Source organism: Mycolicibacterium anyangense (genome assembly GCF_010731855.1).
GTDB lineage: Bacteria > Actinomycetota > Actinomycetes > Mycobacteriales > Mycobacteriaceae > Mycobacterium > Mycobacterium anyangense.
In genome coordinates, this window is sequence record NZ_AP022620.1 from 2,164,816 (window position 1) to 2,189,297 (window position 24,482).

Consider the following 24,482-nt stretch of genomic DNA (forward strand, 5'->3'; position numbering starts at 1 on the left):
CCCTGAAAAGAGCTGACGTGACCAGTACCCCGCCCTTCGACGTCCTCGCCATCGGGCGCAGTGGAGTCGACATCTACCCCCTTCAGGTCGGTGTCGGCCTCGAGCAGGTGCAATCCTTCGGGAAGTTCTTGGGCGGGTCGGCCGCCAACGTTGCCGTGGCCGCCGCCCGGCTGGGCAACAGCGCCGCACTGATCTCCGGCGTAGGCAACGACCCGTTCGGGCGGTTCGTCCGCGCCGAGCTGGGCCGCCTCGGAGTCGACAACCGCTACGTCACCACCCACTCCGAGTACCCGACGCCGGTGACGTTCTGTGAGATCTTCCCGCCCGACGACTTCCCGCTGTACTTCTACCGCAAGCCCAGCGCCCCCGACCTCCAGATCGAGGCCGACGAATTGGATCTGACCGCCATCCGAGCTGCCCGACTCTACTGGTCGACAGTCACCGGACTGTCCGAAGAGCCCAGTCGCAGTGCACATTTCGCAGCCTGGCTGGCTCGTGGCAGGGCACCTTTGACCGTGCTGGACCTCGACTACCGCCCCATGTTCTGGGACTCCCCCGCCACAGCCTCCGAACAAGTCCACCGCGCGCTGGACCACGTCACCGTGGCGGTCGGCAACCGGGAGGAATGCGAGATCGCCGTCGGCGAGACCAATCCGCACAAGGCTGCCGACGCACTGCTCGACCTCGGCGTCGAACTGGCCATCGTCAAGCAGGGCCCGCGTGGCGTGCTCGGCAAGACCAGGAACGCGTCGGTAACGGTGCCTCCGGTCGACGTCGAGGTGGTCAACGGACTCGGCGCCGGCGACAGCTTCGGCGGCAGCCTCTGCCACGGACTGCTGCACGGCTGGCCGCTGGAGAAGACGTTGCGGTACGCCAACGCCGCAGGGGCTATCGTCGCCGCACGCCTGGAGTGCTCGACGGCGATGCCCACGGCCGCCGAAGTCGCCGCACTCGCCGAACAGACCGCTGTGGAGGCCGTCAATGTCTAGCCCCTGCAAGGATTACGCCGATATCACCGAACTGCGCGCCACCGACCCCGCCGCGATCACCCGGGCCTGGCAGACCCGTACCACCCGAACCGCCATCCGCGGCAACGGCCGGTTGATGATCGTGGCCGCCGACCACCCCGCCCGTGGTGCGCTGGCTGTCGGATCGCGGCCCACCGCGATGAACAGCCGCACCGACCTGCTCGACCGGTTACGCACTGCGTTGGCCGATCCCGGTGTCGACGGGGTGCTGGCCACCTCGGACATCCTCGACGATCTGTTGCTGCTGGGGGCGTTGGAGGACAAGGTGGTGTTCTCCTCGATGAACCGCGGTGGGCTGGCCGGCTCCAGTTTCGAACTCGACGACCGGATGACCGCCGCGACCGCGAAGGCCACGGCTGCTGCCCGCATGAATGGTGGAAAGATGCTGTGCCGCATCGACCTTGCCGATCCCGGCACGGTAGCGACGCTGGCGGCCTGCGCACAGGCCGTCGACGAGCTCGCCGCACACGGACTGATCGCGATGCTCGAACCGTTCCTGTCCCGCCGGGTCGACGGCAAGGTCCGCAACGACCTCAGCCCCGACGCGGTGATCAAGTCCATCCACATCAGCCAGGGCCTGGGTTCGACATCGGCCTATACCTGGATGAAACTGCCGGTGGTCGCCGAAATGGATCGGGTCATGGATGCCACCACCCTGCCGACCCTGCTCCTGGGTGGCGACCCCACCGACCCCGACGAGGCGTTCGCCAGCTGGGAGAAAGCCCTTGCCCTGCCGTCGGTGCGTGGCCTGATCGTCGGGCGCACCCTGCTCTATCCGGCAGACGACGACGTGAGCTCCGCGGTGGCGACCGCCGTGGCGATGGTGCGGTGAAGGACGCGATGAACAGCACGTACTACATTCCGGCCCGAAGCGCCGAGCTCCCGTTCACCGTCGACGTCACCCCTGAGTCGGCCGGTTGGACCGAATCATCGCTGCGGATCGTCGAATTGGACGAGAGTCAACGCATCGAGCTGACCACCGGCGCCACCGAGGTCATGATCCTGCCGCTGGTCGGGGGCGGCAGGATCATGTGTGGCGACGAGACCTTCGAGCTCTCGCGGCGGGAATCGGTGTTCGACGGCCCTGCCGACATGGTTTACATCGGTATCGACAAGATCTACACCCTGACCGGCGAGGGCCGGTTCGCCATGTGTGGCGCCCGCGCGACTCGATCATTCCCGAACCGCCGGGTGGCCGCCACCGACGTGCCGGTCGAGTTGCGCGGCGCGGGCAACTGCAGCCGGCAGGTGCACAACTTCGGCACCGCAACCACTTTCGAGGCCGATTCCCTGATCGCCTGTGAGGTGATCACCCCCAGCGGTAACTGGTCGAGCTACCCCGCTCACAAGCACGACGAGAACTCCGACGTCGAGACCCAACTCGAGGAGATCTACTACTTCGAGATCGCCGACAGCCCGGCCGGCACCCCCGGCTTCGGCTATCACCGGGTGTACGGCACTCCGGCACGCCCGATCGAGGTGCTCGAAGAAGTCCGCTCCGGTGACGTGGTGCTGGTCCCGCACGGCTATCACGGTCCGTCGATCGCCGCACCCGGCCACCACATGTACTACCTGAACGTCATGGCGGGTTCGGGTCCCAACCGGGCGTGGCTGATCTGTGACGACCCGAATCACACCTGGCTGCGGGACAGCTGGGAGCACCAGGAGATCGATCCGCGTCTGCCGATGCGCACCAACCGAGGAGTCTGACCGTGGTATCCACCGCGCCGAAGTCGACCGAGAAGCTGGCCGACACCGAAGCCACCGTGCGGCTGACCGTTGCTCAGGCCACCGTCCGGTTCCTCGCCAACCAGTACGTCGAGCGCGACGGCGTGCGCACCAAGTTCTTCGCCGGGTGCCTCGGAATCTTCGGGCACGGCAATGTCGCCGGACTCGGCCAGGCGCTCCTGCAGGACGAGGTCCACTCGTTGGCCGCCGGCCGCGAACCCGCTCTGCGGTACGTGCTGGGCCGCAACGAGCAAGCCATGGTGCACACCGCCGTCGCCTTTGCGCGTCAGAAGGACCGGCTGGCGACCTGGGCCGTCACCGCCAGCGTCGGACCCGGCTCCACCAACATGCTCACCGGCGCGGCGTTGGCGACCATCAACCGGTTGCCGGTGTTGCTGCTGCCCGCCGACACCTTCGCCACCCGGGTCAGTGCCCCGGTTCTCCAGGAACTCGAGCTGCCCTGCGCCGGCGACGTAACGGTCAACGACGCCTTCAAACCCTTGTCCCGTTACTTCGACCGGGTCTGGCGTCCTGAGCAGCTGCCCGCTGCACTGCTCGGTGCCATGCGGGTGCTGACCGATCCGGTCGAGACCGGTGCGGCGACGGTGTCGGTCCCCCAGGACGTCCAGGCGCAGGCGCACGATTGGCCGAAATCGCTGTTCGCCGAACGCACCTGGCACATCGCCCGCCCGCTGCCCGAGCGCTCGGTGATCGCCCGGGCCGCCGAGATCATCGCCGCGGCCAGTAAGCCACTGATTGTCGCCGGTGGCGGTGTGCACTACTCCGCGGCCGAACAGGCTCTGGCAGCCCTGGCCGAGAGGACGGGCATCCCCGTCTCGGAGAGTCAGGCTGGCAAAGGGTCGCTGCCGTTCGACCATCCGCAAGCCGTGGGTGCGGTCGGCTCGACGGGTACCACCGCAGCCAACGCACTGGCCGCCGAAGCTGACGTGGTCATCGGAATCGGCACTCGCTACAGCGATTTCACCTCGGCGTCACGCACGGCGTTCAACAACCCCGAGGTGCGGTTCGTCAACATCAACGTCGCCTCGCTGGATGCGGTCAAGCAGGGCGGCGTCAGCGTCGTCGCCGATGCCCGGGAAGCTCTCGAGGCACTGGCTGAGGCGCTGGACCACTACACCGTCGGCGACGAATACCGCTCCCGCATCACCGAACTGGCCGCCGAATGGGACGACACCGTGTCCTCGGTGTACGCCTGCGAAGACGGGGTGCAGCTCAACCAGAATCAGGTCATCGGGTTGGTGAATACCCTGTCGGATCCGCGTGACGTGGTGGTGTGTGCCGCGGGCTCGATGCCTGGGGACCTGCACAAGTTGTGGCGCACCCGCGACCGCAAGGGATATCACGTCGAATACGGTTACTCGTGCATGGGCTACGAGATCGCCGGCGGTATCGGCGTGCGGATGGCCGACACCGACCGCGACGTGTTCGTCATGGTCGGCGACGGCTCCTACCTGATGATGGCCACCGAATTGGTGACCGCCGTCCAGGAGGGCGTCAAGATCATCCCGGTACTGGTGCAGAACCACGGATTCGCCTCCATCGGTGGACTTTCAGAGTCAGTGGGTTCGCAGCGGTTCGGTACCGCCTACCGCTACCGCGGTGACGGCGGGCGCCTGGACGGCGGCACGCTTCCGGTCGATCTGGCCGCCAATGCCGCGAGCCTGGGCGCCGACGTCATCAAGGTCGCCACCGCCGCCGAGTTCGCCGACGCGGTCAAGGCCGCCAAGGCGGCCGACACGGTCACCGTGATTCATGTCGAGACCGACCCGTTGGTCTACGCACCTGACAGCCAGTCCTGGTGGGATGTCCCCGTCAGCGAGGTCTCCAGTCTGGAATCCACCCAGGCGGCTTATCAGCGGTATGCCGACTGGAAGAAAGTGCAACGCCCCCTGGTCAATCCGTCGGATCGATAGCGGCCCGCCCGGTGAGTACGATTCTGGTCGGATCAGCCCCCGACTCCTGGGGAGTCTGGTTCCCCGACGACCCACTGCAGACGCCCTACACCCGTTTTCTCGACGAGGTCTCGGCCGCGGGATATCAATGGATTGAACTCGGCCCGTTCGGCTACCTACCGACCGACCCCGGGCAACTTTCCGACGAGCTGGCGGCTCGCAACCTGAAGCTGTCGGCGGGCACCGTGTTCGAGCACCTGCACCAGGATGATTCCTGGAGTGCCGTCTGGAGGCAGATCGAAGATGTCGCGAAACTGACTGCCGCCGTCGGCGGTAAGCACGTGGTGGTGATCCCGGAAATGTGGCGCGATGCGTCCTCGGGCGCGGTGCTCGAGGATCGCACCCTCAGTGCCGAACAGTGGCGCAAGAAGACCCGCGGCATGAATGAACTGGGCAAGGCGATGTTCGAGCAGTACGGGGTGCGGGCGCAGTACCACCCACACGCCGACAGCCACGTCGACACCGAGGAGTCCGTGTACCGCTTCCTCGACGGCACCGACGGCGCGTTCGTCAACCTGTGCCTGGACACCGGCCACATCTCTTACTGCGGCGGAGACAACATCGCCATCATCCGACGGGCACCTGAGCGCATCGGCTACCTGCACCTCAAACAGGTCGACCCCCGGGTCCGGGCCAGGGTCGAGGCCGAGGACTTGCCGTTCGGCGAGGCCGTCAAGCTCGGCGCGATGATCGAGCCGCCACACGGAATCCCATATATGCCAACACTTCTCGCCGAGATCGATAAGCTCGGAATCGATGTGTTCGCCATCGTCGAGCAGGACATGTACCCGTGCGATCCCGACGCACCGCTGCCCATCGCCACCCGCACCAGCGCATATCTCGTTTCGTGTGGGGTCCCGTCGGTGCAATTGCGCTAGGAGCCTGCGTCATGTCTGACTTGAGGATTGCGGTGCTCGGTGCCGGTGTGATGGGTGCGGACCACGTCGCCCGCATCACCGCACGGATATCGGGGGCCCGGGTGTCGGTGGTCAACGACTACCTCACCGAGAAGGCCCAGCAGCTCGCCGCTTCGATTCCGGGCTGCCGCGCGGTCGCCGACCCGCTCGAGGCAGTCGCGGACGTTCAAGTCGACGCAGTGCTGCTGGCGTCCCCGGGTCCGGCCCACGACAAGCAACTGCTCGCCTGCCTGGAGCACCGCAAGCCGGTGTTGTGTGAGAAGCCACTGACTACCGATGTCGCCTCGGCACTGGAGATCGTGCGCCGTGAGGCCGAGCTCGGCGCTCCCCTGATCCAGGTGGGTTTCATGCGCCGCTTCGACCACGAATACGCGGCACTGAAGGCCCACATCGACGGCGGCGGGCTCGGCCAGCCCCTGGTGATGCACTGCGTGCATCGCAATCCGGCGGTGCCACCGTCATTCGACAGTTCGATGGTGGTCCGGGATTCCCTGGTGCACGAAGTTGACGTGACACGGTTCCTGTTCGGCGAGGAGATCGCCAGCATCCAGATCGTGCGTCCGAGTCCGAATCCCCTTGCACCGCAGGGGTTGCAGGATCCGCAGATCGCGATCATGAAGACCGTCAGCGGCCGCCATGTCGACGTCGAGCTGTTCGTGACGACCGGGGTGGCCTACGAGGTGCGCACCGAGGTGGTCGGGGAACGCGGCAGCGCCATGATCGGCCTGGACGTGGGGCTGGTCCGCACATCGGCGCCCGGCACGTGGGGCGGGACGATCGCCCCGGGCTTCCGGGAGCGGTTCGGACAGGCCTACGACACCGAGGTTCAGCGCTGGGTGGACGCCGTTCGAAGCGGTGTCAACGTCGACGGACCGACCGCATGGGACGGTTACGCCGCGACCGCGGTGTGCGAGGCCGGCGTCCGCGCCCTCGACAGCGGTGACGTGGTCCCGGTGGAACTGGCTCGCCGTGACGGGTAACGCCGCACCGGCGTTCTGGGGTGCCCGTTAATCCCTGGCGGGTCTGATCCCCTCCCAGTCGCCGATCTGTCACACGGACAGACCGGCGACCAGGTGGGAGTCATCGAATCAGAGGATGTAGAGCATCTCCTGATAGGTGGGCAGCGGCCACAGGTCGTCGGCCACCAGGCCTTCGAGGCTGTCGGCCGCCTCGCGCACCGCCGTCATGGCCGGCAGCACGACATCGCGGTAGTGCAGCGCCTCCGCGTCAGCGCCCTCGACGTGGGTGCCCAGCGCGGCCTTGAGGTCGGCAAGACCCGCGGTCAGCGCCGAGATCGGACCCGAAACCTCGGTCAGCAGAGCGGTGTCGGCGTCCACACCGGCGGCCTTGAGGGTGGCGACGTTCTGCGCGAGCTCGGTCTGGTAGCGGATGGCGGCCGGCAGGATGACCGTCGTCCCCATTTCCAGAACCAGCTTCGCCTCCACGGCGATCGTCAGCACGTACTGCTCGAGCCGGACCTCATAGCGGCTGTGCAGCTCGCGCTCGTTGAACACGCCGTACTTCTCGAACAGCGCGATCGCCTCGGGCTTGATCAGCTCGGGGATGGCATCCGGGGTGGTCTTCAGGTTGGGAAGACCCCGCTCGGCCGCCTCGATCTGCCAGTTGTCGGAGTAGCCGTCGCCGTTGAACACCACCGCACCGTGCTCGGTGATGATCTCGGTGAGCAGCGTCTGGACCGCGGAATCGAACTCCTGGCCGTCGGCGACGGCCTTCTCCAGCACCGTGGCCATGTAGTCCAGCGAGTCGGCCATGATCGTGTTGAGGATGATCATCGGCACGTTGATCGTCTGGCCCGAACCCGGGGCACGGAACTCGAACCGGTTGCCCGTGAAGGCGAACGGGCTGGTGCGGTTGCGGTCGCCCGGGTCGGTCGGCAGTTCCGGCAGCGTGTCGACACCGATGATCATGCTGCCCTTGCCCTTGGACGAGGTCGCCGCACCCTTGGCGATCTGCTCGAAAACGTCGGCCAGCTGCTCGCCGAGGAAGATCGAGATGATCGCCGGCGGGGCCTCGTTGGCGCCCAGGCGGTGGTCGTTGGTGGCCGAGGCCACCGACACCCGCAGCAGGCCGGCGTACTTGTGCACGGCGCGGATCACCGCGGCACAGAACACCAGGAACTGGGCGTTCTCGTGCGGGGTGTCACCCGGCACGAGCAGGCTGCCGAACTGGGCGTTACCCACCGAGAAGTTGACGTGCTTGCCCGACCCGTTGACACCGGCGAACGGCTTCTCGTGGAAGAGGCACTCCATGCCGTGCTTCTTGGCGATGTTGCGGAACGTGGTCATCAGCAGCTGCTGGTGGTCAGCGGCGATGTTGGCCCGCTCGAACATCGGGGCGATCTCGAACTGCCCGGGCGCGACCTCGTTGTGCCGCGTCTTGGCCGGGATACCCAGCTTGAACAGCTCACGCTCGGTGTCCATCATGAACGCCAGAACGCGGTCGGGTACTGAGCCGAAGTAGTGGTCGTCGAACTCCTGGCCCTTGGGCGGCTTGGCACCGAACAGGGTGCGCCCGGCGTTGATCAGGTCCGGGCGGGCCAGGAAGAAGTGCCGGTCGACCAGGAAGTACTCCTGCTCCGGTCCGCAGAACGACACGATGTGGTCGAAATCCTTGTGGCCGAACAGCTTCAGGATGCGCTCGGCATGGGTGCCCATGGCCTGCTGGCTGCGCAGCAGCGGGGTCTTGTAGTCCAGCGCCTCACCGGTCATCGAGACGAAGACCGTCGGGATGCACAGTGTGTTGCCGTTCGGGTTCTCCAGGATGTAGGCCGGGCTGGTGACATCCCAGCCGGTGTAGCCGCGGGCCTCGAAGGTGCTGCGCAGACCGCCGGAGGGGAAGCTGGATGCGTCCGGCTCACCCTGGATCAGGGTCTTGCCCGCGAACTCAGCCAGCGTCTGGCCGTCGGAGACCGGCTCCAGGAAGCTGTCGTGCTTCTCGGCGGTCAATCCGGTCATCGGGTAGAAGACGTGGGCGTAGTGGGTGGCTCCCTTTTCCAGTGCCCAGTCCTTCATGGCCGCGGCGACCGAGTCGGCGATGGCCGGGTCGAGCTTCTCGCCCTTCTCAATGGTGGCGACGACAGACTTGTAGATCGACTTGGGCAGGCGCAACTGCATCTCGGCCTTGGTGAAGACGTTCGATCCGAAGATCTCCCCGGGCTCCTCAGTGGGGTCGAAGCTGATCGCCGGGGGCTCGTAAGCCTCGACGCTGTTGATCGCCTGCAGCCGGACCGTATTTCCGCTCAACTGTATTTCCTCTTCACCCAAGACACCCGCGTCTGCTTCGCGGGCATGCGACCGGCCCACAGTAGGAAGCTCCGGTTCCAAACTTGTTACGTCCGCGTCAACGACAGAATGCGGTACACGCTGGCGTATCCGACGGCCCCGCGCATTTCTAGCAACGTCGATACATAGCCGAATACCAACGCCGTTGCGGTGAAACCAATTCGACGGACTTGTACAGCCGATATGAAGCCTTCTACAAGCTATTCGAAACGCCGCGCGAACTCGGGCTAAGTGGAGTTATGGTGAGGCCGCTTGAGTTCTTGGGTCGGAAACTCTCGAGGGGGAATCATCATGCACGCTGCACGGATCATCGCGCCCTTTGCCGTCGCGACGCTGGTCACAGGCGCTGTCCCAGTGCTGCAACACAGCCAGGCCGCCGCTTTCGCGTCAGTGGATTCGGTGCACATCGCACTGACGCAGGCGACTGAACAATTTTCGCAAAGTAATTCGGGACCGTCGTCTGCCCGCCGCGACCACGGGTGGGGCGATTTCGGAGATTGGGAAGATTGGGGCGGTCAAGGCGGCTCGCAGAATTGGTGGGGCGGCGGATTCAGCTTCGACCTGGGCGGGATTTTGACGACGATCGTCGGGCAGCTGACCGCCAATAACGGTGCGCTGCTGACGGCGATCCAGACCGCGGTGAGCTCCGTGGTCTCCAGCCTGGCCGGCGGCGCCTCGATCGCACAGGCACTGGCCAATGCCGGCCAGCAGCTCGCCACGGCCATCGGCGGCAACGTCGGCACGGCCGTGCAGGCGGGCCTGAACGCGGTCGGCCAGCTGCTGACCTTCGCGCCGAAGCTGATCAGCGGAGCTTTGACCATCGCCGCGGCACTACCGAGCGCCGTCGCTCCGGTGGTCACCGCGGTCACCGCCGCCGTCACCAACGTACTGGGCGCACTGGGTTCCGCTGATCTGACCACCGTGATCGCAACCGGCATCAAGAACGTCACATCTGCTGTTGCGCAGGGCATTTCGACCATCACCGCCGCGGTCCAGAGCGTCCTGACCGGCCAGCCGGTCACCCCTCCCACGGCTACCGCCCTCGCGCGGTCCGCTGCCCCGGCCGGCGCCGAGGACACGACGTCGACGCCGGTCACGGACAAGCACTCCAGCACCGACGCTCCAGAAGCCGAAGCCACCGGCACAACCAAGAGCGACGCCGGCACGACCAAGGGCGACACCGAAGCCGCCGACGACACCAGCGATTCGTCGGCCCCGGCCGCTGCTGGCAGTGCCCGGACCGTGCGAGCCGCAGCCGCTTCCCCGGCCGGATCCAAGAAGGCGTCGGATTCGGCTGCAGGCGCCGGTGCCGAGAAGTCCTCACCCTCGGGCGCTTCGGCCGGCTCGGCTCGTGCGTCGGGCAAGCGGGGCGCGCACACCTCAGCCGACTGAGACGACCGTCGGCGCTATCGACCGCTCTCGCTGTCGACGTGCTGATTCCAGAAGTCGTTGACCCGGCTGGCGATATCGCCGTCGGTGGCCACCGCGACCAGCGCCGCCGCCGCAACGGAGGTTGGGGCCCGGTCGAGCACCACCAGTCCGACGACCGGACTCGGTGCGTGCGTGACCATCGGCCGGGCCGCGAAGCCCGGCGGGAGGCCCAGTCGCGGTAGCCAGGCGGTGCTGGCGATGGTCGCCCGGCCCGGATGGGTGAGGTGGGCGTAGAGCGCGTCGACCGAATCCGCCTCCACCACGGGGCGAAACGGGGCGCCCTCGGCAGCCATGTTGGCGTCCAGGATGCGCCGGTTGCGCATCCTGGTCGTCAGCGCGCACAACTCGAGGGCCGCTGCATCGGTCCACGACACCAGCCGCTTGCTCATCAGCGGATTGCTGGCGGCCGCTACCAAGACGTAGTGCTCGCGGTACAACTCGACCGACCGCGTTCCCGGCAGCACTTCGTCGTCGAGGTAGGTCAGTCCCGCGTCGATCTCGAAATCGGCCAGTTGCCTGGCGATCTCACGCGACGACAGCGCCTCGACCCGGACCGACGCGGCCGGATTGCGCTCCAAGAAGCCGGTGGTGATGAACGGGCTGATGGGCACCGCGGTCGGAATCGCGCCGATCCGAGCGGTGACCGTCAGCCGCCCCTGCATTCGTTCCAGGTCGGCGAACATCTCGTCACGTTCGGCGATGATGCGCTGAGCCCAGGCCACCACCCGCTGGCCTTCCTCGGTGAAGCCCTCGAAACGTCGCCCCCGCTGCACGATGACGATGCCCAGGTCGTGCTCGAGCCTTCGCACCGCGACCGACAGCGTCGGCTGGCTGATGTGGCAGCGCTGGGCCGCGCGCCCGAAATGGCGTTCGGCGGCCAGCGCCAGCAGATAGTCCAGGTGCTGGAACAGCACGTCTCCCGCCATGCAGGTGACGATAGACGCCGGCTATCACCGCATGTCAAATACCAAAGACCAACGTGGCCCGGGCCATGTGGAGCAGCGCTTTCGGCGGCTAGATTGAGAACCATGGGCAACGTTCGCGATTTCGATGCCGACTACGACGAGCACGCGGTGACGGTCAGCGACCGAAAGCTCGAGGCGGCCGGCGTTCCGGCGGTCCTGGTGTCGCTGCGGCGCGGGCTGGCCGAGATGGGCCCGGTCCGCACGGCCGAAACCCTGACGCGGATCAACCAGCGCCACGGCTTCGACTGCCCGGGCTGCGCCTGGCCCGAGGAGCACGGCGGACGCAAGGTGGCGGAGTTCTGCGAGAACGGCGCCAAGGCGGTCGCCGAGGAAGCCACCAAACGTCGCGTCACCCCGGAGTTCTTCGCCCGGCATACCGTGGCGGAGCTGGTGACCAAGCCGGAGTACTGGCTGTCCCAGCAGGGCCGTCTGACCCATCCGATGGTGCTGCGGCCCGGCGCCCAGCACTACCAGCCGATCGACTGGGATGACGCCTACACGCTGATCGCCGAGCATCTGGGCGCGCTGGCCTCCCCCGACGAGGCGGTGTTCTACACCTCCGGGCGCACCAGCAACGAGGCGGCATTCCTCTACCAGCTACTGGTGCGCAGCTTCGGCACCAACAACCTGCCGGACTGCTCGAACATGTGCCACGAATCGTCGGGTACGGCCCTGATCGACTCGATCGGGATCGGCAAGGGATCGGTGACCGTCGACGACATCGAACACGCCGACGTCATCGTCATCGCCGGGCAGAACCCCGGCACCAACCACCCCCGGATGCTGTCCGTGCTGGAGAAGGCGAAAGGCAACGGCGCCAAGATCATCGCGGTCAATCCGCTGCCCGAAGCCGGTCTGATCCGGTTCAAGGATCCGCAGAAGGTCAATGGAGTCGTCGGCCACGGAGTGCCGATCGCCGACGAGTTCGTCCAGATCCGGATCGGCGGCGACCTGGCACTGTTCAAGGGACTGGGCCGGCTGCTGGTGGACGCCGAGGACCGCTCCCCCGGCAGCGTGATCGACCGGGCCTTCGTCGACGCCCACTGCCACGGCTTCGACGAGTACCTGGCCGAAACCCGCACCGTCGACCTCGACACCGTCATCGAGGCCACCGGTATCGACCGGCCGCAACTCGAACGCGTCGCCGGCATGCTGGCCCGCTCCCAGCGCACCATCGTCTGCTGGGCCATGGGCATCACCCAGCACACCCACGCGGTCGCCACCATCGGCGAGATCACCAACGTCTTGCTCATGCGCGGCATGATCGGCAAGCCGGGTGCCGGGGTCTGCCCCGTGCGCGGGCACTCCAACGTCCAGGGCGACCGGACCATGGGTATCTGGGAGAAAGTCCCGGAGAGCTTCCTGGCCGCGCTCGACCGTCAGTTCGGCATCGCCAGCCCGCGCAAGCACGGCTTCGACACCGTCGATGCCATCCGGGCGATGCGCGACGGCCGCGCCTCGGTGTTCATCGGGATGGGCGGCAACTTCGCCTCCGCCACCCCGGACACCGCAGTCACCGAGTCGGCGTTGAGCTCGTGTGCGCTCACGGTTCAGGTGTCCACGAAACTCAACCGCAGCCATCTGGTGCACGGCCGGACCGCGCTGATCCTGCCCACCCTGGGACGCACCGACCGGGATACCGTTGGAGGCCGCAAACAGGTTGTTTCCGTTGAGGATTCGATGTCGATGGTGCACCTTTCCCGCGGCTCGCTGACACCGCCGAGCGATGAGGTGCGCAGCGAAGTGGCAATCATCTGTCAGCTGGCACGCACTGTTCTCGGGACCGGTCACCCGGTGCCGTGGGAATCGTTTGTCTCCGACTACGACCGGATCCGCGATGCCATCGCCGCCGTGGTGCCCGGGTGCTCGGAGTACAACACCCGGGTCCGCCAGCCCGACGGCTTCCAGTTGCCGCATCCGCCGCGCGACGCCCGGGCGTTCCCGACGATCACCGGCAAAGCGAACTTCTCGGTCAACCCGATGCAGTGGGTGCCGGTTCCCGCGGGCCGCCTGATCCTGCAGACCCTGCGCAGCCACGACCAGTACAACACCACGATCTACGGCCTCGATGATCGCTACCGCGGCGTCAAGGGCGGCCGGCGGGTCATCTTCGTCAACCCGGCCGATATCGCCTCGCTGGGGCTGACCGATGGTGATCGGGTGGACCTGGTCTCGGAGTTCACTGATGCCCGCGGTGAGGTTCAGGAACGCCGGGCCGAGGACTTCCTGGTGGTCCCCTACGCCACACCGGAGGGCAACGCCGCTGCGTACTACCCGGAGACCAATCCCCTGGTTCCCTTGGATCACGTGGCGCTGAAGTCGAATACACCGGTGTCGAAGGCGATTGTGATCAGGCTGGAGCCCTCATGGGGCGGGTGACGGCTCGCCGGCGCGCGAGCCATCTGACCGCCGAGACCGTCATCGAGCGGCCCGAGACACTGGTAGTCGAGGAGCCGTTGGAGATCCGGGTGAACTCCGCACCCGTAACAGTCACCATGCGAACACCGGGCTCCGACGTCGAGCTGGCCCAGGGCTTCCTGCTCACCGAGGGAGTGATCGGCCATCGCGACGACCTGCTCACAGTGCGGTACTGCCGCGGCGCCGGCGAGGACGGGAGCAACACCTACAACGTCCTCGACGTGACGTTGCACCCCGACGTGCCCGCGCCGGACACCGATGTCACCCGCAACTTCTACACCACCTCGTCGTGCGGCGTCTGTGGGAAGGCGTCGCTGGAGGCGGTTCGGCTGTCCAGCCGCTACTCCCCCGGCGATGATCCGGTCACGGTGTCGAACGAGACGTTGACCGCGATCCCCGCGCAATTGCGTTCCGCCCAAAAGGTATTCGCCAGCACCGGCGGTCTGCATGCCGCCGCGCTGTTCACCGCCGACGGCAGCCTGCTCGTCGTACGCGAGGACATCGGCAGGCACAACGCCGTCGACAAGGTCATCGGATGGGCGCTGGAGGGCAATCGCGTTCCACTCAGCGGAACCATCCTGCTGGTCAGCGGCCGCGCCTCGTTCGAGTTGACGCAGAAGGCGGTGATGGCCGGAATTCCGGTGCTCGCCGCGGTGTCGGCTCCGTCGTCCCTGGCGGTCGATCTCGCCACCCAGTCCGGCCTGACTCTGATCGCTTTCTTACGGGGCGACTCGATGAACGTCTACAGCCGAGCGGATCGCGTGGGCAGATGAGACAATAAGCGAATATTGTGTGTCACATACGTGGGGAGGACGGCTGTGACCGAGGTCGAGGTCGACATCCCGGTATCGGCGTATCACGAGCGAATGCGCAAGTTGTTCCGCCGCCACCACGTTGCCATCACCCGCGACGACCTGCGTGGGGACGGGCCCGTCGGCGACGACCTCGACGCGTCGTCGGCGTTCATCCTGCTGTACCGGCAGTACCTGCGGGACCGCTGGGATGTCTTCGATCTGGACTTTCGCCAGGATCGGCACGACTGGTCGCTTGCGCTCACCGCCGAGGAGCGCGAGTCCTTCCTGGGGATCGCCGCAAGCTTCCTGCATGGCAGCCGCCAACTCGAGGTCGACTTGGCCGAGTTCATGGCCGGGACAGCCGAGGAACACAAACTCCATGTCGCCGCGCAGATCGAGACCCAGGCCCGCCACACCGCATTCTTCGGCAGGTTCTTGTGCGAAGTGGTCGACCTCGAACCCACCGCTGACGCGACAATTCTGGACAGAACCTTTCCACTCGTACAGGAGACCTTTGTCGGCCCCTTCGGGCTGCTGGCCTTTCAGGCCGAGGAGCTGCGCCGCAACCCGCACGACCCGCAGGCCCGTGTTCGTTACGGCACAACGTGTTTCCTGTGGATCCAGGGTGTGCTGGCAGCGTCGTTCTCGAGTGTGTTGTTGGGATTCGCCGCCGGGCGCGGCATGTTGCCTGCGTTCGTCGCCGGGGCCCGGGCGATGTATCTCGATCACGCCCGGCACGTCCGGGGTGGGCTGCTCTTCCTGCAGCAGGAGCTGCGCAGGGATCCCGCGGTGGTCGACGACATCTATGCCACCCTGCGCACCATCCTGATGGTCAGCGCGGTGTCGAGCCGCCAGGCATTCCACGAACCGCTGGGATGGAGTGGCGACGAGATTCGCTTGCTGGTCTCGAGCAGCCTGCGACGCAAATGCACCGATCTCGGGATCACCCTGCCCGCCGAGCTCGAGGCGCTGCTGCTACCGATCAGCGGGCAAGTCTGACCGTGGCCTCGGCGTTCTTCAGCGACTCCTGGGCGCAGGACGTCCAGGCCGCGCTGAACGCCGGGCCTGACGATGCCGCTCTGGCCGGCAAGTTGACGCACTACTGGGATGTTTACGACGTGGTCCGGGCGCAGTACACGGCGTCGTGGGCGCTCGGCGTGCGCAACCTGCCGATCGAACTCGGCGGCGGCGAGCGCTATCTGTACCTCGCCTGGTCGGGCTACTTCGTTGGTGAGTGCCGCGTGCTGGACTCCGCAGAACCGGTCGATGCGACCTACGTCCTGATGGCCGACTACGCCGATTGGAAGGCGCTGTGCAACGGCTACGACGTGCTGCGGACCATCACCGACCGCCGGATCACCCTCGAGCGCGGTGAAGTACTCGAGTTCTTCACGGCGATCCACTTCTTCGCCGAGTCGCTGGCGACGATCGCCAGGGTGCCGGTGGCCGCTTAGGCGGACTTGTCCCGGCGCTCGGGCCGGGCCGGCTTGCGCGGCACGATCGTCGGAAGGACGTTGTCCTGGACCGTCTCCTTGGTCACCACGACCTTGGCGACATCGTCGCGGCTGGGGATGTCATACATCACCGGTAGCAGGACTTCCTCCATGATGGCGCGCAGGCCGCGGGCACCGGTGCCGCGGTGGATCGCCTGATCGGCGATCGCGTCGAGCGCGTCGTCATCGAACTCCAGCTCGACGCCGTCCATCTCGAAGAGCCTGGTGTACTGCTTGACCAGAGCGTTCTTCGGCTCGGACAGGATCTTGACCAACGATTCCTTGTCCAGGTTGGTCACCGAGGCGACCACCGGCAGACGGCCGATGAACTCGGGGATGAGCCCGAACTTGATCAGGTCCTCCGGCATGACTTCGGCGAAGTGGTCCTGGGTGTCGATCTCGGCCTTGGACTTCACCTCGGCACCGAAGCCCAGACCGCGCTTGCCGACCCGATCGGAGACGATCTTCTCCAGGCCTGCGAACGCACCAGCCACGATGAACAGCACGTTGGTGGTGTCGATCTGGATGAACTCCTGGTGCGGGTGCTTGCGCCCACCCTGCGGCGGCACCGAGGCCTGAGTGCCCTCGAGGATCTTCAGCAGGGCCTGCTGCACACCCTCACCGGAGACGTCGCGGGTGATCGACGGGTTCTCGCTCTTGCGGGCGATCTTGTCGACCTCGTCGATGTAGATGATGCCGGTCTCGGCGCGCTTGACGTCATAGTCGGCAGCCTGGATCAGCTTCAGCAGGATGTTCTCGACATCCTCGCCGACGTACCCGGCCTCGGTCAGCGCAGTGGCGTCGGCGATGGCGAACGGCACGTTGAGCATCTTGGCCAGCGTCTGCGCCAGATAGGTCTTACCGCAGCCGGTGGGGCCGAGCATCAGGATGTTGGACTTGGCCAGCTCGACGGGCTCCGAGCGCGAGTCGCGGTGCTTCTCGCCGGCCTGGATGCGCTTGTAATGGTTGTAGACGGCCACGGCCAGCGTGCGCTTGGCGGTGTCCTGTCCGATGACGTAGTTCTCGAGGAACTCACGGATCTCGGCCGGCTTGGGAAGCTCATCGAGTTTGACGTCGTCGGCGTCGGCCAACTCCTCTTCGATGATCTCGTTGCACAGGTCGATGCACTCGTCGCAGATGTACACGCCAGGGCCTGCGATGAGCTTCTTGACCTGTTTCTGACTCTTCCCGCAGAACGAGCACTTCAGCAGGTCACCGCCGTCTCCGATGCGCGCCATGGTGGTGAGGTCCTACTTCCTAAGCCGTCGGTATTCGAACGTTGAGATCGACTCTGGGTGGTGTATGTCCCGACGCTACCCGTTCGCTCTGCAGCGGTGCGACAGATAGAGCCGAATAGCGTCGGTGGTATTCGTGCGTGATGGTGAACATATCCCCTGACGCGGCTCTCGTCGCCCCGGCACGCGCACCTGAGTTATTGGCGTGTCGCCGCCGTGACCTATTCGAGAGAGCCCGCACCCGGAAAGGCAACGGCGAACAGCGAGTTGCTCGAGATGTTCGCCGCTGCCCACGATACCGAAGCGTGTGCTCACCGAGGGTTCGCGGAGCGCGGAATCGCTCTCAGGCGTTCTGAGCCGAGAGCTTGCGGTACTCCAGGACGGTGTCGATGATCCCGTACTCCTTGGCGTCCGCCGCGGTGAGGATCTTGTCGCGGTCGGTGTCCTTGCGGATGACTGCCGCGTCCTTGCCGGTGTGGCGCGCCAGCGTCTCCTCCATGAGGGTCCGCATGCGCTCGATCTCGGCGGCCTGGATCTCGAGGTCGGAGAACTGGCCCTGGATGACGCCACCGAGCGAGGGCTGGTGGATCAGCACCCGGGCGTTGGGCAGCGCCAGGCGCTTACCCGGGGTTCCCGCGGCGAGCAGCACCGCGGCAGCCGAGGCGGCCTGGCCCAGGCACACGGTCTGGATGTCGGCGCGGACGTACTGCATGGTGTCGTAGATCGCCATCAGCGAGGTGAACGAACCACCCGGCGAGTTGATGTACATGGTGATGTCGCGGTCGGGATCCAGCGACTCCAGGACCAGCAGCTGGGCCATGATGTCGTTGGCCGAGGCGTCGTCGACCTGAACGCCGAGGAAGATGATGCGTTCCTCGAAGAGCTTGTTGTACGGGTTGGACTCCTTGACGCCCCAGCTGGAATGCTCGACGAAGGACGGCAGGATGTAGCGCGCCTGCGGCGCCAACCGGGGATCGCTGTAATCAGGCATTGGACAGTCCGTTCACGTGGGCGCGGGTGATGATGTGGTCGACGAAGCCGTACTCGAGGGCTTCCTGAGCGGTGAACCACCGGTCGCGGTCGGAATCGGCCTCGATGCGCTCGATCGGCTGGCCGGTGAACTCGGCGTTGAGCCGGAACATTTCCTTCTTGATCAGCGCGAACTGCTCGGCCTGGATCGCGATGTCCGCGGCGCCACCGGTGATGCCACCGAGGGGCTGGTGCATCAGGATGCGGGCGTGCGGCAGGGCGAAGCGCTTGCCCTTGGCGCCTGCGGCCAACAGGAACTCGCCCATCGAGGCAGCCATGCCCATCGCGTAGGTGGCCACGTCACACGGTGCGAGCACCATCGTGTCGTAGATCGCCATGCCGGCGCTGATCGAGCCGCCCGGCGAGTTGATGTACAGCGAGATGTCCTTGGTCGGATCCTCTGCGGCGAGCAGCAGGATCTGCGCGCACAGCCGGTTGGCGATGTCGTCGTCGACCTGCGAGCCGAGGAAGATGATGCGCTCGGCGAGCAACCGCTCATATACCGAGTCAGTGAGGTTCAGCCCTGGCGCGCCGCCGGAACGCATGTGAGTCACGACTTGATACCTGCTTTCTACAGACCTTGAACTACTCGACGTTCTACTCGACCCTAACCAACCGCCGGCGAAGCGCACTCCCAGAGGAGTGCGCTTTCGCTGACGGCGTTATTCGGCCGCGTCGGCCTTGTCCTCGGCTGCGGCTTCTTCGACCTCGGCGACCTCGGCAGTCTCAGCGCCTTCGGCACCGGCCGGCGGGCCGAAGAACTCGCTGGTGTCCACCACGTTGCCGTCGGTGTCGGTGACGGTGGCCGCCTCGACCACTGCGGCCACGGTCAGGCCGCGGCGCACGTCGGCGAACATCGCCGGCAGCTGGTTGTTCTGCTGCAGGATCTGCAGCAGCTGGGCCGGCTCGATGCCGTACTGACGCGACATCAGCACCAGGCGCTCGGTGAGGTCGTTCTGGCCGACCTGGATCTCCAGGTCGTCGGCGATGGCGTCCATCAGCAGCTGGGTCTTGACGGCCTTCTCCGCGGCCTCGCGGGTGTCAGCGTCGAACTGCTCGCGCGAGCTGCCCTGGGCCTCCAACGCCTCGGCGAACTTGGCCTCGTCGTGGTCCAGGCCATGGATCGCGTTGTGCACGGTCTCGTCGACCTGGGCCTGCACGATCGCCTCGGGCAGCGGCACGTCGACCTTCTCCAGCAACAGCTCCAGGGCGTTGTCCCGGATCTGCTCGGCCTGGTGGATCCGCTTGACCCGCTCGACCTGCTCGGTGAGGCTGGCCTTGAGCTCATCGATGGTGTCGAATTCGCTTGCCAGCTGGGCGAATTCGTCGTCCGGCTCGGGCAGCTCGCGTTCCTTGATGGACTTGACGGTGACGGTGACCTCGGCGTCCTTGCCGGCGTGCTCACCGGCGACCAGCTTGGTGGTGAACACCTTGGACTCGCCCTCGGCCAGTCCGACGATCGCCTCGTCGAGGCCGTCGATCAGCTGACCGGAACCGACCTCGTGGGACAGCCCCTCGGTCGAGGCCTCCGGGACGTCCTCGCCGTCGACGGTGGCCGACAGGTCGATGGAGACGAAGTCGCCCTCGGCAGCGGGGCGCTCGACACCCTTGAGGGTGCCGAAGCGGGCGCGCAGCGACTGCAGTTCGGCGTCGACGTCCTCGTCGCTGACCTGGATCGGGTCCACCTCGATCTTCAGCTCCGAGAGATCGGGCAGTTCGATGTCGGGGCGCACGTCGACCTCGGCGGTGAAGACCAGCTCCTCGCCGTCCTCGATCTTGGTGATCTCGATGTCCGGCTGACCCAGCGGACGCACCTCGGTGGTGGTGACGGCCTCGCTGTACCGGCTGGGCAGCGCGTCGTTGACGACCTGCTCGAGCACCGCGCCGCGGCCGACACGGGCCTCGAGCAGCTTCGCGGGGGCCTTACCCGGCCGGAATCCGGGCAGCCGGACCTGCTGGGCCAGCTGCTTGTAGGCGCGGTCGAAGTCGGGCTGCAATTCCGTGAAGGGCACCTCCACGTTGATGCGAACCCGGGTCGGGCTCAACTTCTCGACGGTGCTCTTCACTGCGGTGCTCCTTGTGTAGTTCTTCGTTGACGCGTGGTTGTAGGGCGTGTCGGGGTGACAGGATTTGAACCTGCGGCCTTCCGCTCCCAAAGCGGATGCGCTACCAAGCTGCGCTACACCCCGTGCGGTGATTTATCGCGCCCGCGATCCTACGGCCCAATCGCCGCCCAGCCTCAATCGACCTTGTCGAGGAGGGTTCGACAGGGCCGACTGGATTTGATCTGGTCACCGCCGGTACATTTGGGCTCGCGCAAGCACGCGGGCGTAGCTCAATGGTAGAGCCCTAGTCTTCCAAACTAGCTACGCGGGTTCGATTCCCGTCGCCCGCTCTCATCGAGGCTCTGAACTGCACCCGCAGTTCAGAGCCTTTTTGTCGGGAACAGTGCGAGGATCGATCCCGTTCGTGTGACCGACGACCGGAGGTAAGCGATGCCGCGACCATTCGAGTGCACGTCTGGTCGCTCCCCCAGCAGCTGGCTAGCTGCCGGCGGCGTCGGCATCGTCGCCCTCGGCGTGCTGACGGCACCACCGGTTCCCAGCCTTGTTGCGGTCCCCCATCCCGAACGTCACCTGCTGCAGCTGGCCGCCATCACCACCACCGACACCGGCGTCGCCCCGGCGCGGATGTCAGCGGCGGCCAGCCGCACGTCCGTGGCCTCGGCCGCATCGACGACACCGCCAGACCTGTTGGCCCTGGCGGCGTCGTTCCTGGATTACCTCAACAGTCTCGGCCTGGGCCCGTTGCCCGGCGTGCTGGCCATCGGCCTCGGCGGGATCGCCGTGGCCCTGGGCACCGTCGCCTACCTGTGGAATGGCTTCGCCGGTCTGATCAATCCCGCACTGGACTTTCTGCACATCCCGAAAGTGCCGACCATCCCGGTCTGCTTCTTCGGCCAGAATTGCGGCGGCGCAGCGGCCGCGCAGGCCCGACCGGCCGCGGTGGCGGTGGCCGCCGACTCCGGCGATACGGCCGTCGAACCTGCCCGCCCCAGTGTGGGACGAAGCAACCGCAACGGCGCGACCGCCACCACCTCAGTCCACACTCTTCGCACCCCGGCGACCGCGCGGGCGGCTGCACCGTCCGACCACGCCACCGCTCAGGACACCAAGGCGGCGGGCAGCACGAGGTCCACGGCGCCATCGGCAGGCGGCCCGAGCGTCGGCAGCAGCAAGCGGCGCGCGACGGCCTCCGGCGACTGAGCTCACATGCTGCGCTGCCAGGACCGGTAGACCACCCGCCGCACCGTCGCGGGGTCGGGCCCCGGGGCGTCCAGTGACGCCCGCAGCTCACCCGGGTCCAGCGCAAGCACCTCGCGCAGGTGCCAGGCGAGGTCACCTTCGGCGTCATGCTCGGGATGGGCGAAGTACTGGGTCTGCGCCGCCCCCGGTCGCAGCCGCTCGGGAAGGTTGCCGCTGACCGCGACGTCCCGCACGCCCTCACCGAACAACGGTTGCAGCAGCCCGCCGAACCAGTCGCCGCGCAGACTGCCGCGCCGCACCGAGAACCACAGGTTGGTCCAGCGGGTCACGGCGAACGCCGATAGTCCACCCAGGGTCGCCGGGGCAGCGGACTCGTCATGACCCGGTGGGCAGCGGAATACCACTCCCCTGTCGGCCAACCGGTCGAACAATGCGTGGCGGGCGTCGGCCCGACCAAGGCCGGCCAGCATCGGCGGGCGCGCCATGAAGAGGTCGGCGAATGCCATGGGCGTACCGATGGTTACGAAATCTGTTGTCCGCCAGGGATTTCCCTGAGAACGCAGATCCTGCCAGAGCCGCAACTGCGCGTCCCGCAACCCGTCGATCCCAGCACCAACCGCTTCCCGGACTCGGCCCGGCTCCCGCAGGCCCGGCGCCGAACCGGCATGCAACTCATGCATTTCCGACCACAGGGTGGTCAATGCGTCATAGCCGATGAACCCGCCGACACCGTGCCCCACCACGACCACCCGCGCATAGCTGCCCTGGTGCAGGGTGTGCAGCAGGTCGACCAGTCCCCCGCGGATGGCGCGGCGGGCGGCGTGGGATTCCGGCTGTGGATCGAAATACCTTGCCACGCTGACGAATCCGGTAGTCAGAAAGGTCCGCGTGAGCGCACGGGGCAGCATGCGGAACACCGCCACTGCGATGCTCAACACCACCACACTGCTGACCACGCCGAGGATCCAGCCGGGGATTCCGGTGTGCAGCAGGTACCCGCCGACGGCGAACAGGGTGACCAACACGGTGATGGGGATCAGCAGCGTGAGCCAGGCGGCCCGCCAGATGCCGAAGATCTGGTCGGGCACGTGGCGCGGCCGGCGCAGCAGCACCCGCAGCAATGCCGGCGCAAAACCTGCGTACCGGGTGCTCGTCGCCAGAAACGACCAGTCGTACTCGAAGACGTCGATGCCCGCCGACGGGGCACAGTTGCGGCGAGCCTCATAGGAATCGGTGACCTCGATGGCCTGCGGGTGGTACTCCCAGCGGCCGTCGCGCGGGGTCAGCACCGTCTTGGTGAAGGCGTCGAGAATGTCGGCGGGCCGGCGCTCGAGCAGACCGTGCACGAAGACCACGGCGGTGTGCACGTCTGCGGTATTGCGCACTTGTTCTCCCGACCTTGGTGTTGGCGTTGAGTGTGAAGGACGGCGGCCGCCCTGGCGAGTACGGGTGCAACGTAGGTCAACATGGCACAATCCGACGGATGACCTGTTTCCGGGGGAGCGACGCGGGTCGACGCGGGGTCGGAGCGCTGGGGTGACGGCCGAGCACTCGACAGATCTGCCCTCGAATTCCCCGGCACCGCGGCCACCGGCGACGCCGAGATTGCTCGACCGCATCCCCCGACCGGACACCTCCCGCGGCGGCCTGACTCTCGACACCTCGCTGCCGGTGATGGTGTTGTGGGTCTCCCAGTACCCGCTGCAACACGGCGGTCTGGGCGTCTTCCGCAGTCTCGGTCGCGCCGGCGTGCCCGCCTACGCCGTCGTCGGGCACCGCTGGGCTCCGGCCGCGTTGTCGCGCTACGTCAAGGGCCGCATCGTCTGGCGCCCGCACCGCGGTGACGGCGAGGCCGAACTGCTGGACCGCCTGCTGGACTTCGGGCGCAAGCTGGGCAGGAAATGCCTGATCGTCTGCACCAGCGATGACATGGCGGTATTCGCCGCCCGCAACCGCGCTGCCCTTGCCGACTACTACGTGCTTCCCGACGTCGCTCCCGAGCTGCCCGCTGAGCTGGTCGACAAGCGCGGTCTCGAGCGGCTGTGCCGGCAGCACGGCGTGCCGGTGCCGCGCTCGGCATTCCTACAGACGATGTCGGACCTGGACGAGGTGATCGCCGACCTCGATGAGCCGATCGTCGTCAAGAGCGCCGGGCCCCGCAGCCCCAACCGGCGGGTAGAGAACACCTTGGTGGTTCCCGACCGCACCGCACTGCGGCAGCTGCTGAGCACCCTGGCCGAGCCGTTCGACCTGACCCTGCAGCAGTACCTGCCCGACGAGCACGGCGAGGACTGGTTCACCGTCGGGTACTGCGACGCCGCCGCCACCGCCAATCCCGTCTTCACCGGATGCAAGGCCCGCTCGTGGCCGGCCAGGGGCGGTGCTCTCTCGGCTGGTTTCACCGCACTGAACACCGAGCTGGCCGAGATGGCCGCGACGTTCTGCAAGGACATCGGCTACCGCGGCATCTTCGATATGGACTGGCGGCGCGACGTCCGCACCGGCGCCTACACACTGCTGGATTTCAATCCCCGACCCGGCGCCCAGTTCCGGATGTTCGAGAACGACGCGGGCGTCGACGTCGTGCGCGCCATGCACCTGGACCTGTCCGGGCGGCCGATCCCGCCGGGCTCCCCGGTGATCGGCGAACGCTTCATCATCGAGCCGTGGGACTTGGCCAACCGGCTGGCGCATCGACGCGATCGGCCGGCACTGGCGGGATCGGGCCGAGCCCGGCTGACCTATCTGGCAGCTGACGACCCGGTGCCGGTCCTGGCCGTGCTCGCCACCCAGATCTTCATGTCGGTGGCCTCACGGCTTCGGTTCCTTCCCAGGTGAAGGACTGAACGCGCTGGTCACGACACGATGTCGGTTCGGCTCCAATCCAGTTCGCAGGATCGGCG

At 66.7% G+C, this 24,482-nt stretch carries 20 protein-coding genes and 2 tRNA genes; 14 read left to right on the forward strand and 8 right to left on the reverse strand.

What is annotated here, in order from left to right:
* The first annotated feature begins 17 nt into the window (after positions 1–17).
* Genes iolC through G6N35_RS10270 form a run of 6 tightly spaced genes read left to right on the forward strand, consistent with a single transcriptional unit; the run spans position 18 to position 6,626 of the window.
* Positions 18–989: a 5-dehydro-2-deoxygluconokinase gene (gene iolC / locus G6N35_RS10245; RefSeq protein ID WP_163804158.1), complete on the forward strand. Its 972-nt coding sequence runs from the start codon at positions 18–20 to the stop codon at positions 987–989.
* The gene (locus G6N35_RS10250; protein WP_163804159.1) at positions 982–1,860 is read left to right on the forward strand and encodes a Cgl0159 family (beta/alpha)8-fold protein; all 879 of its coding nucleotides are present in this window, start codon (positions 982–984) and stop codon (positions 1,858–1,860) included. Before iolC ends, G6N35_RS10250 begins: the two co-directional genes overlap by 8 nt.
* An 8-nt stretch (positions 1,861–1,868) precedes the next feature.
* A complete protein-coding gene (iolB, locus tag G6N35_RS10255; RefSeq protein ID WP_163804160.1) occupies positions 1,869–2,738 on the forward strand; it encodes a 5-deoxy-glucuronate isomerase in 870 nt (289 codons plus the stop codon).
* Between the two features lie 2 nt (positions 2,739–2,740).
* On the forward strand, positions 2,741–4,690 hold the full coding sequence (iolD, locus tag G6N35_RS10260; protein WP_163804161.1) for a 3D-(3,5/4)-trihydroxycyclohexane-1,2-dione acylhydrolase (decyclizing): 1,950 nt from the start codon (positions 2,741–2,743) through the stop codon (positions 4,688–4,690).
* An 11-nt stretch (positions 4,691–4,701) separates the two neighbouring features.
* Positions 4,702–5,607, forward strand: coding sequence for a sugar phosphate isomerase/epimerase family protein (locus tag G6N35_RS10265; RefSeq protein WP_163804162.1), 906 nt, complete (start codon positions 4,702–4,704; stop codon positions 5,605–5,607).
* Positions 5,608–5,618: 11 nt separating this feature from the next.
* A complete protein-coding gene (locus G6N35_RS10270; protein WP_163804163.1) occupies positions 5,619–6,626 on the forward strand; it encodes a Gfo/Idh/MocA family protein in 1,008 nt (335 codons plus the stop codon).
* Between the two features lie 108 nt (positions 6,627–6,734).
* Here the strand turns inward: G6N35_RS10270 and G6N35_RS10275 are convergent, their stop codons facing one another.
* Positions 6,735–8,909, reverse strand: coding sequence for a glutamine synthetase III family protein (locus G6N35_RS10275; RefSeq protein WP_163804164.1), 2,175 nt, complete (start codon positions 8,907–8,909; stop codon positions 6,735–6,737).
* Between the two features lie 330 nt (positions 8,910–9,239).
* On the opposite strand from G6N35_RS10275, the gene G6N35_RS10280 reads away from it, so the two are divergent.
* Positions 9,240–10,340, forward strand: coding sequence for a hypothetical protein (locus tag G6N35_RS10280; RefSeq protein ID WP_163804165.1), 1,101 nt, complete (start codon positions 9,240–9,242; stop codon positions 10,338–10,340).
* A 14-nt stretch (positions 10,341–10,354) separates the two neighbouring features.
* Here G6N35_RS10280 and G6N35_RS10285 read toward each other — a convergent pair whose 3' ends face one another.
* Complete coding sequence (locus G6N35_RS10285) at positions 10,355–11,305, reverse strand: LysR family transcriptional regulator (protein WP_163804166.1); 951 nt, start codon at positions 11,303–11,305, stop codon at positions 10,355–10,357.
* 102 nt (positions 11,306–11,407) lie between these two features.
* Between G6N35_RS10285 and G6N35_RS10290 the strand changes: the two genes are divergently transcribed.
* Genes G6N35_RS10290 through G6N35_RS10305 form a run of 4 tightly spaced genes read left to right on the forward strand, consistent with a single transcriptional unit; the run spans position 11,408 to position 16,010 of the window.
* Positions 11,408–13,723: an FdhF/YdeP family oxidoreductase gene (locus tag G6N35_RS10290; protein ID WP_163804167.1), complete on the forward strand. Its 2,316-nt coding sequence runs from the start codon at positions 11,408–11,410 to the stop codon at positions 13,721–13,723.
* Positions 13,711–14,535, forward strand: a complete 825-nt coding sequence (gene fdhD / locus G6N35_RS10295; protein ID WP_163804168.1) for a formate dehydrogenase accessory sulfurtransferase FdhD — start codon at positions 13,711–13,713, stop codon at positions 14,533–14,535. The genes G6N35_RS10290 and fdhD overlap by 13 nt, the downstream gene beginning before the upstream one ends.
* A gap of 45 nt (positions 14,536–14,580) precedes the next feature.
* Positions 14,581–15,555, forward strand: coding sequence for a ferritin family protein (locus G6N35_RS10300; RefSeq protein ID WP_163804169.1), 975 nt, complete (start codon positions 14,581–14,583; stop codon positions 15,553–15,555).
* 2 nt (positions 15,556–15,557) lie between these two features.
* Positions 15,558–16,010 carry a hypothetical protein gene (locus G6N35_RS10305; protein ID WP_163804170.1) on the forward strand — a complete coding sequence of 151 codons (453 nt, stop codon included), beginning with the start codon at positions 15,558–15,560 and terminating at the stop codon, positions 16,008–16,010.
* Here the strand turns inward: G6N35_RS10305 and clpX are convergent.
* The 5 genes from clpX to G6N35_RS10330 all read right to left on the reverse strand — a co-directional run bounded on the left by clpX (position 16,007) and on the right by G6N35_RS10330 (position 20,502).
* Positions 16,007–17,287, reverse strand: a complete 1,281-nt coding sequence (clpX, locus tag G6N35_RS10310) for an ATP-dependent Clp protease ATP-binding subunit ClpX (RefSeq protein WP_163804171.1) — start codon at positions 17,285–17,287, stop codon at positions 16,007–16,009. The genes G6N35_RS10305 and clpX overlap by 4 nt on opposite strands.
* Positions 17,288–17,627: 340 nt before the next feature.
* Complete coding sequence (locus G6N35_RS10315; RefSeq protein ID WP_163804172.1) at positions 17,628–18,275, reverse strand: ATP-dependent Clp protease proteolytic subunit; 648 nt, start codon at positions 18,273–18,275, stop codon at positions 17,628–17,630.
* Positions 18,268–18,858, reverse strand: a complete 591-nt coding sequence (locus G6N35_RS10320; protein ID WP_179967456.1) for an ATP-dependent Clp protease proteolytic subunit — start codon at positions 18,856–18,858, stop codon at positions 18,268–18,270. The genes G6N35_RS10315 and G6N35_RS10320 overlap by 8 nt, the downstream gene beginning before the upstream one ends.
* Before the next feature lie 117 nt (positions 18,859–18,975).
* Entirely contained in the window at positions 18,976–20,379 is a 1,404-nt protein-coding gene (tig, locus tag G6N35_RS10325; protein ID WP_163804173.1) for a trigger factor, read from the reverse strand.
* Between the two features lie 49 nt (positions 20,380–20,428).
* Positions 20,429–20,502: transfer RNA gene (locus G6N35_RS10330), tRNA-Pro, on the reverse strand.
* A 135-nt stretch (positions 20,503–20,637) separates the two neighbouring features.
* On the opposite strand from G6N35_RS10330, the gene G6N35_RS10335 reads away from it, so the two are divergent.
* Positions 20,638–20,708: transfer RNA gene (locus G6N35_RS10335), tRNA-Gly, on the forward strand.
* A gap of 100 nt (positions 20,709–20,808) precedes the next feature.
* Positions 20,809–21,579, forward strand: coding sequence for a hypothetical protein (locus tag G6N35_RS10340; protein WP_163804174.1), 771 nt, complete (start codon positions 20,809–20,811; stop codon positions 21,577–21,579).
* Between the two features lie 2 nt (positions 21,580–21,581).
* Here the strand turns inward: G6N35_RS10340 and G6N35_RS10345 are convergent, their stop codons facing one another.
* Entirely contained in the window at positions 21,582–22,964 is a 1,383-nt protein-coding gene (locus tag G6N35_RS10345; protein ID WP_163804175.1) for a hypothetical protein, read from the reverse strand.
* A 151-nt stretch (positions 22,965–23,115) separates the two neighbouring features.
* Here G6N35_RS10345 and G6N35_RS10350 point away from each other — a divergent pair, with 151 nt between their 5' ends.
* Entirely contained in the window at positions 23,116–24,417 is a 1,302-nt protein-coding gene (locus G6N35_RS10350; protein WP_163804176.1) for a carboxylate--amine ligase, read from the forward strand.
* The last annotated feature ends 65 nt before the right edge of the window (positions 24,418–24,482 follow it).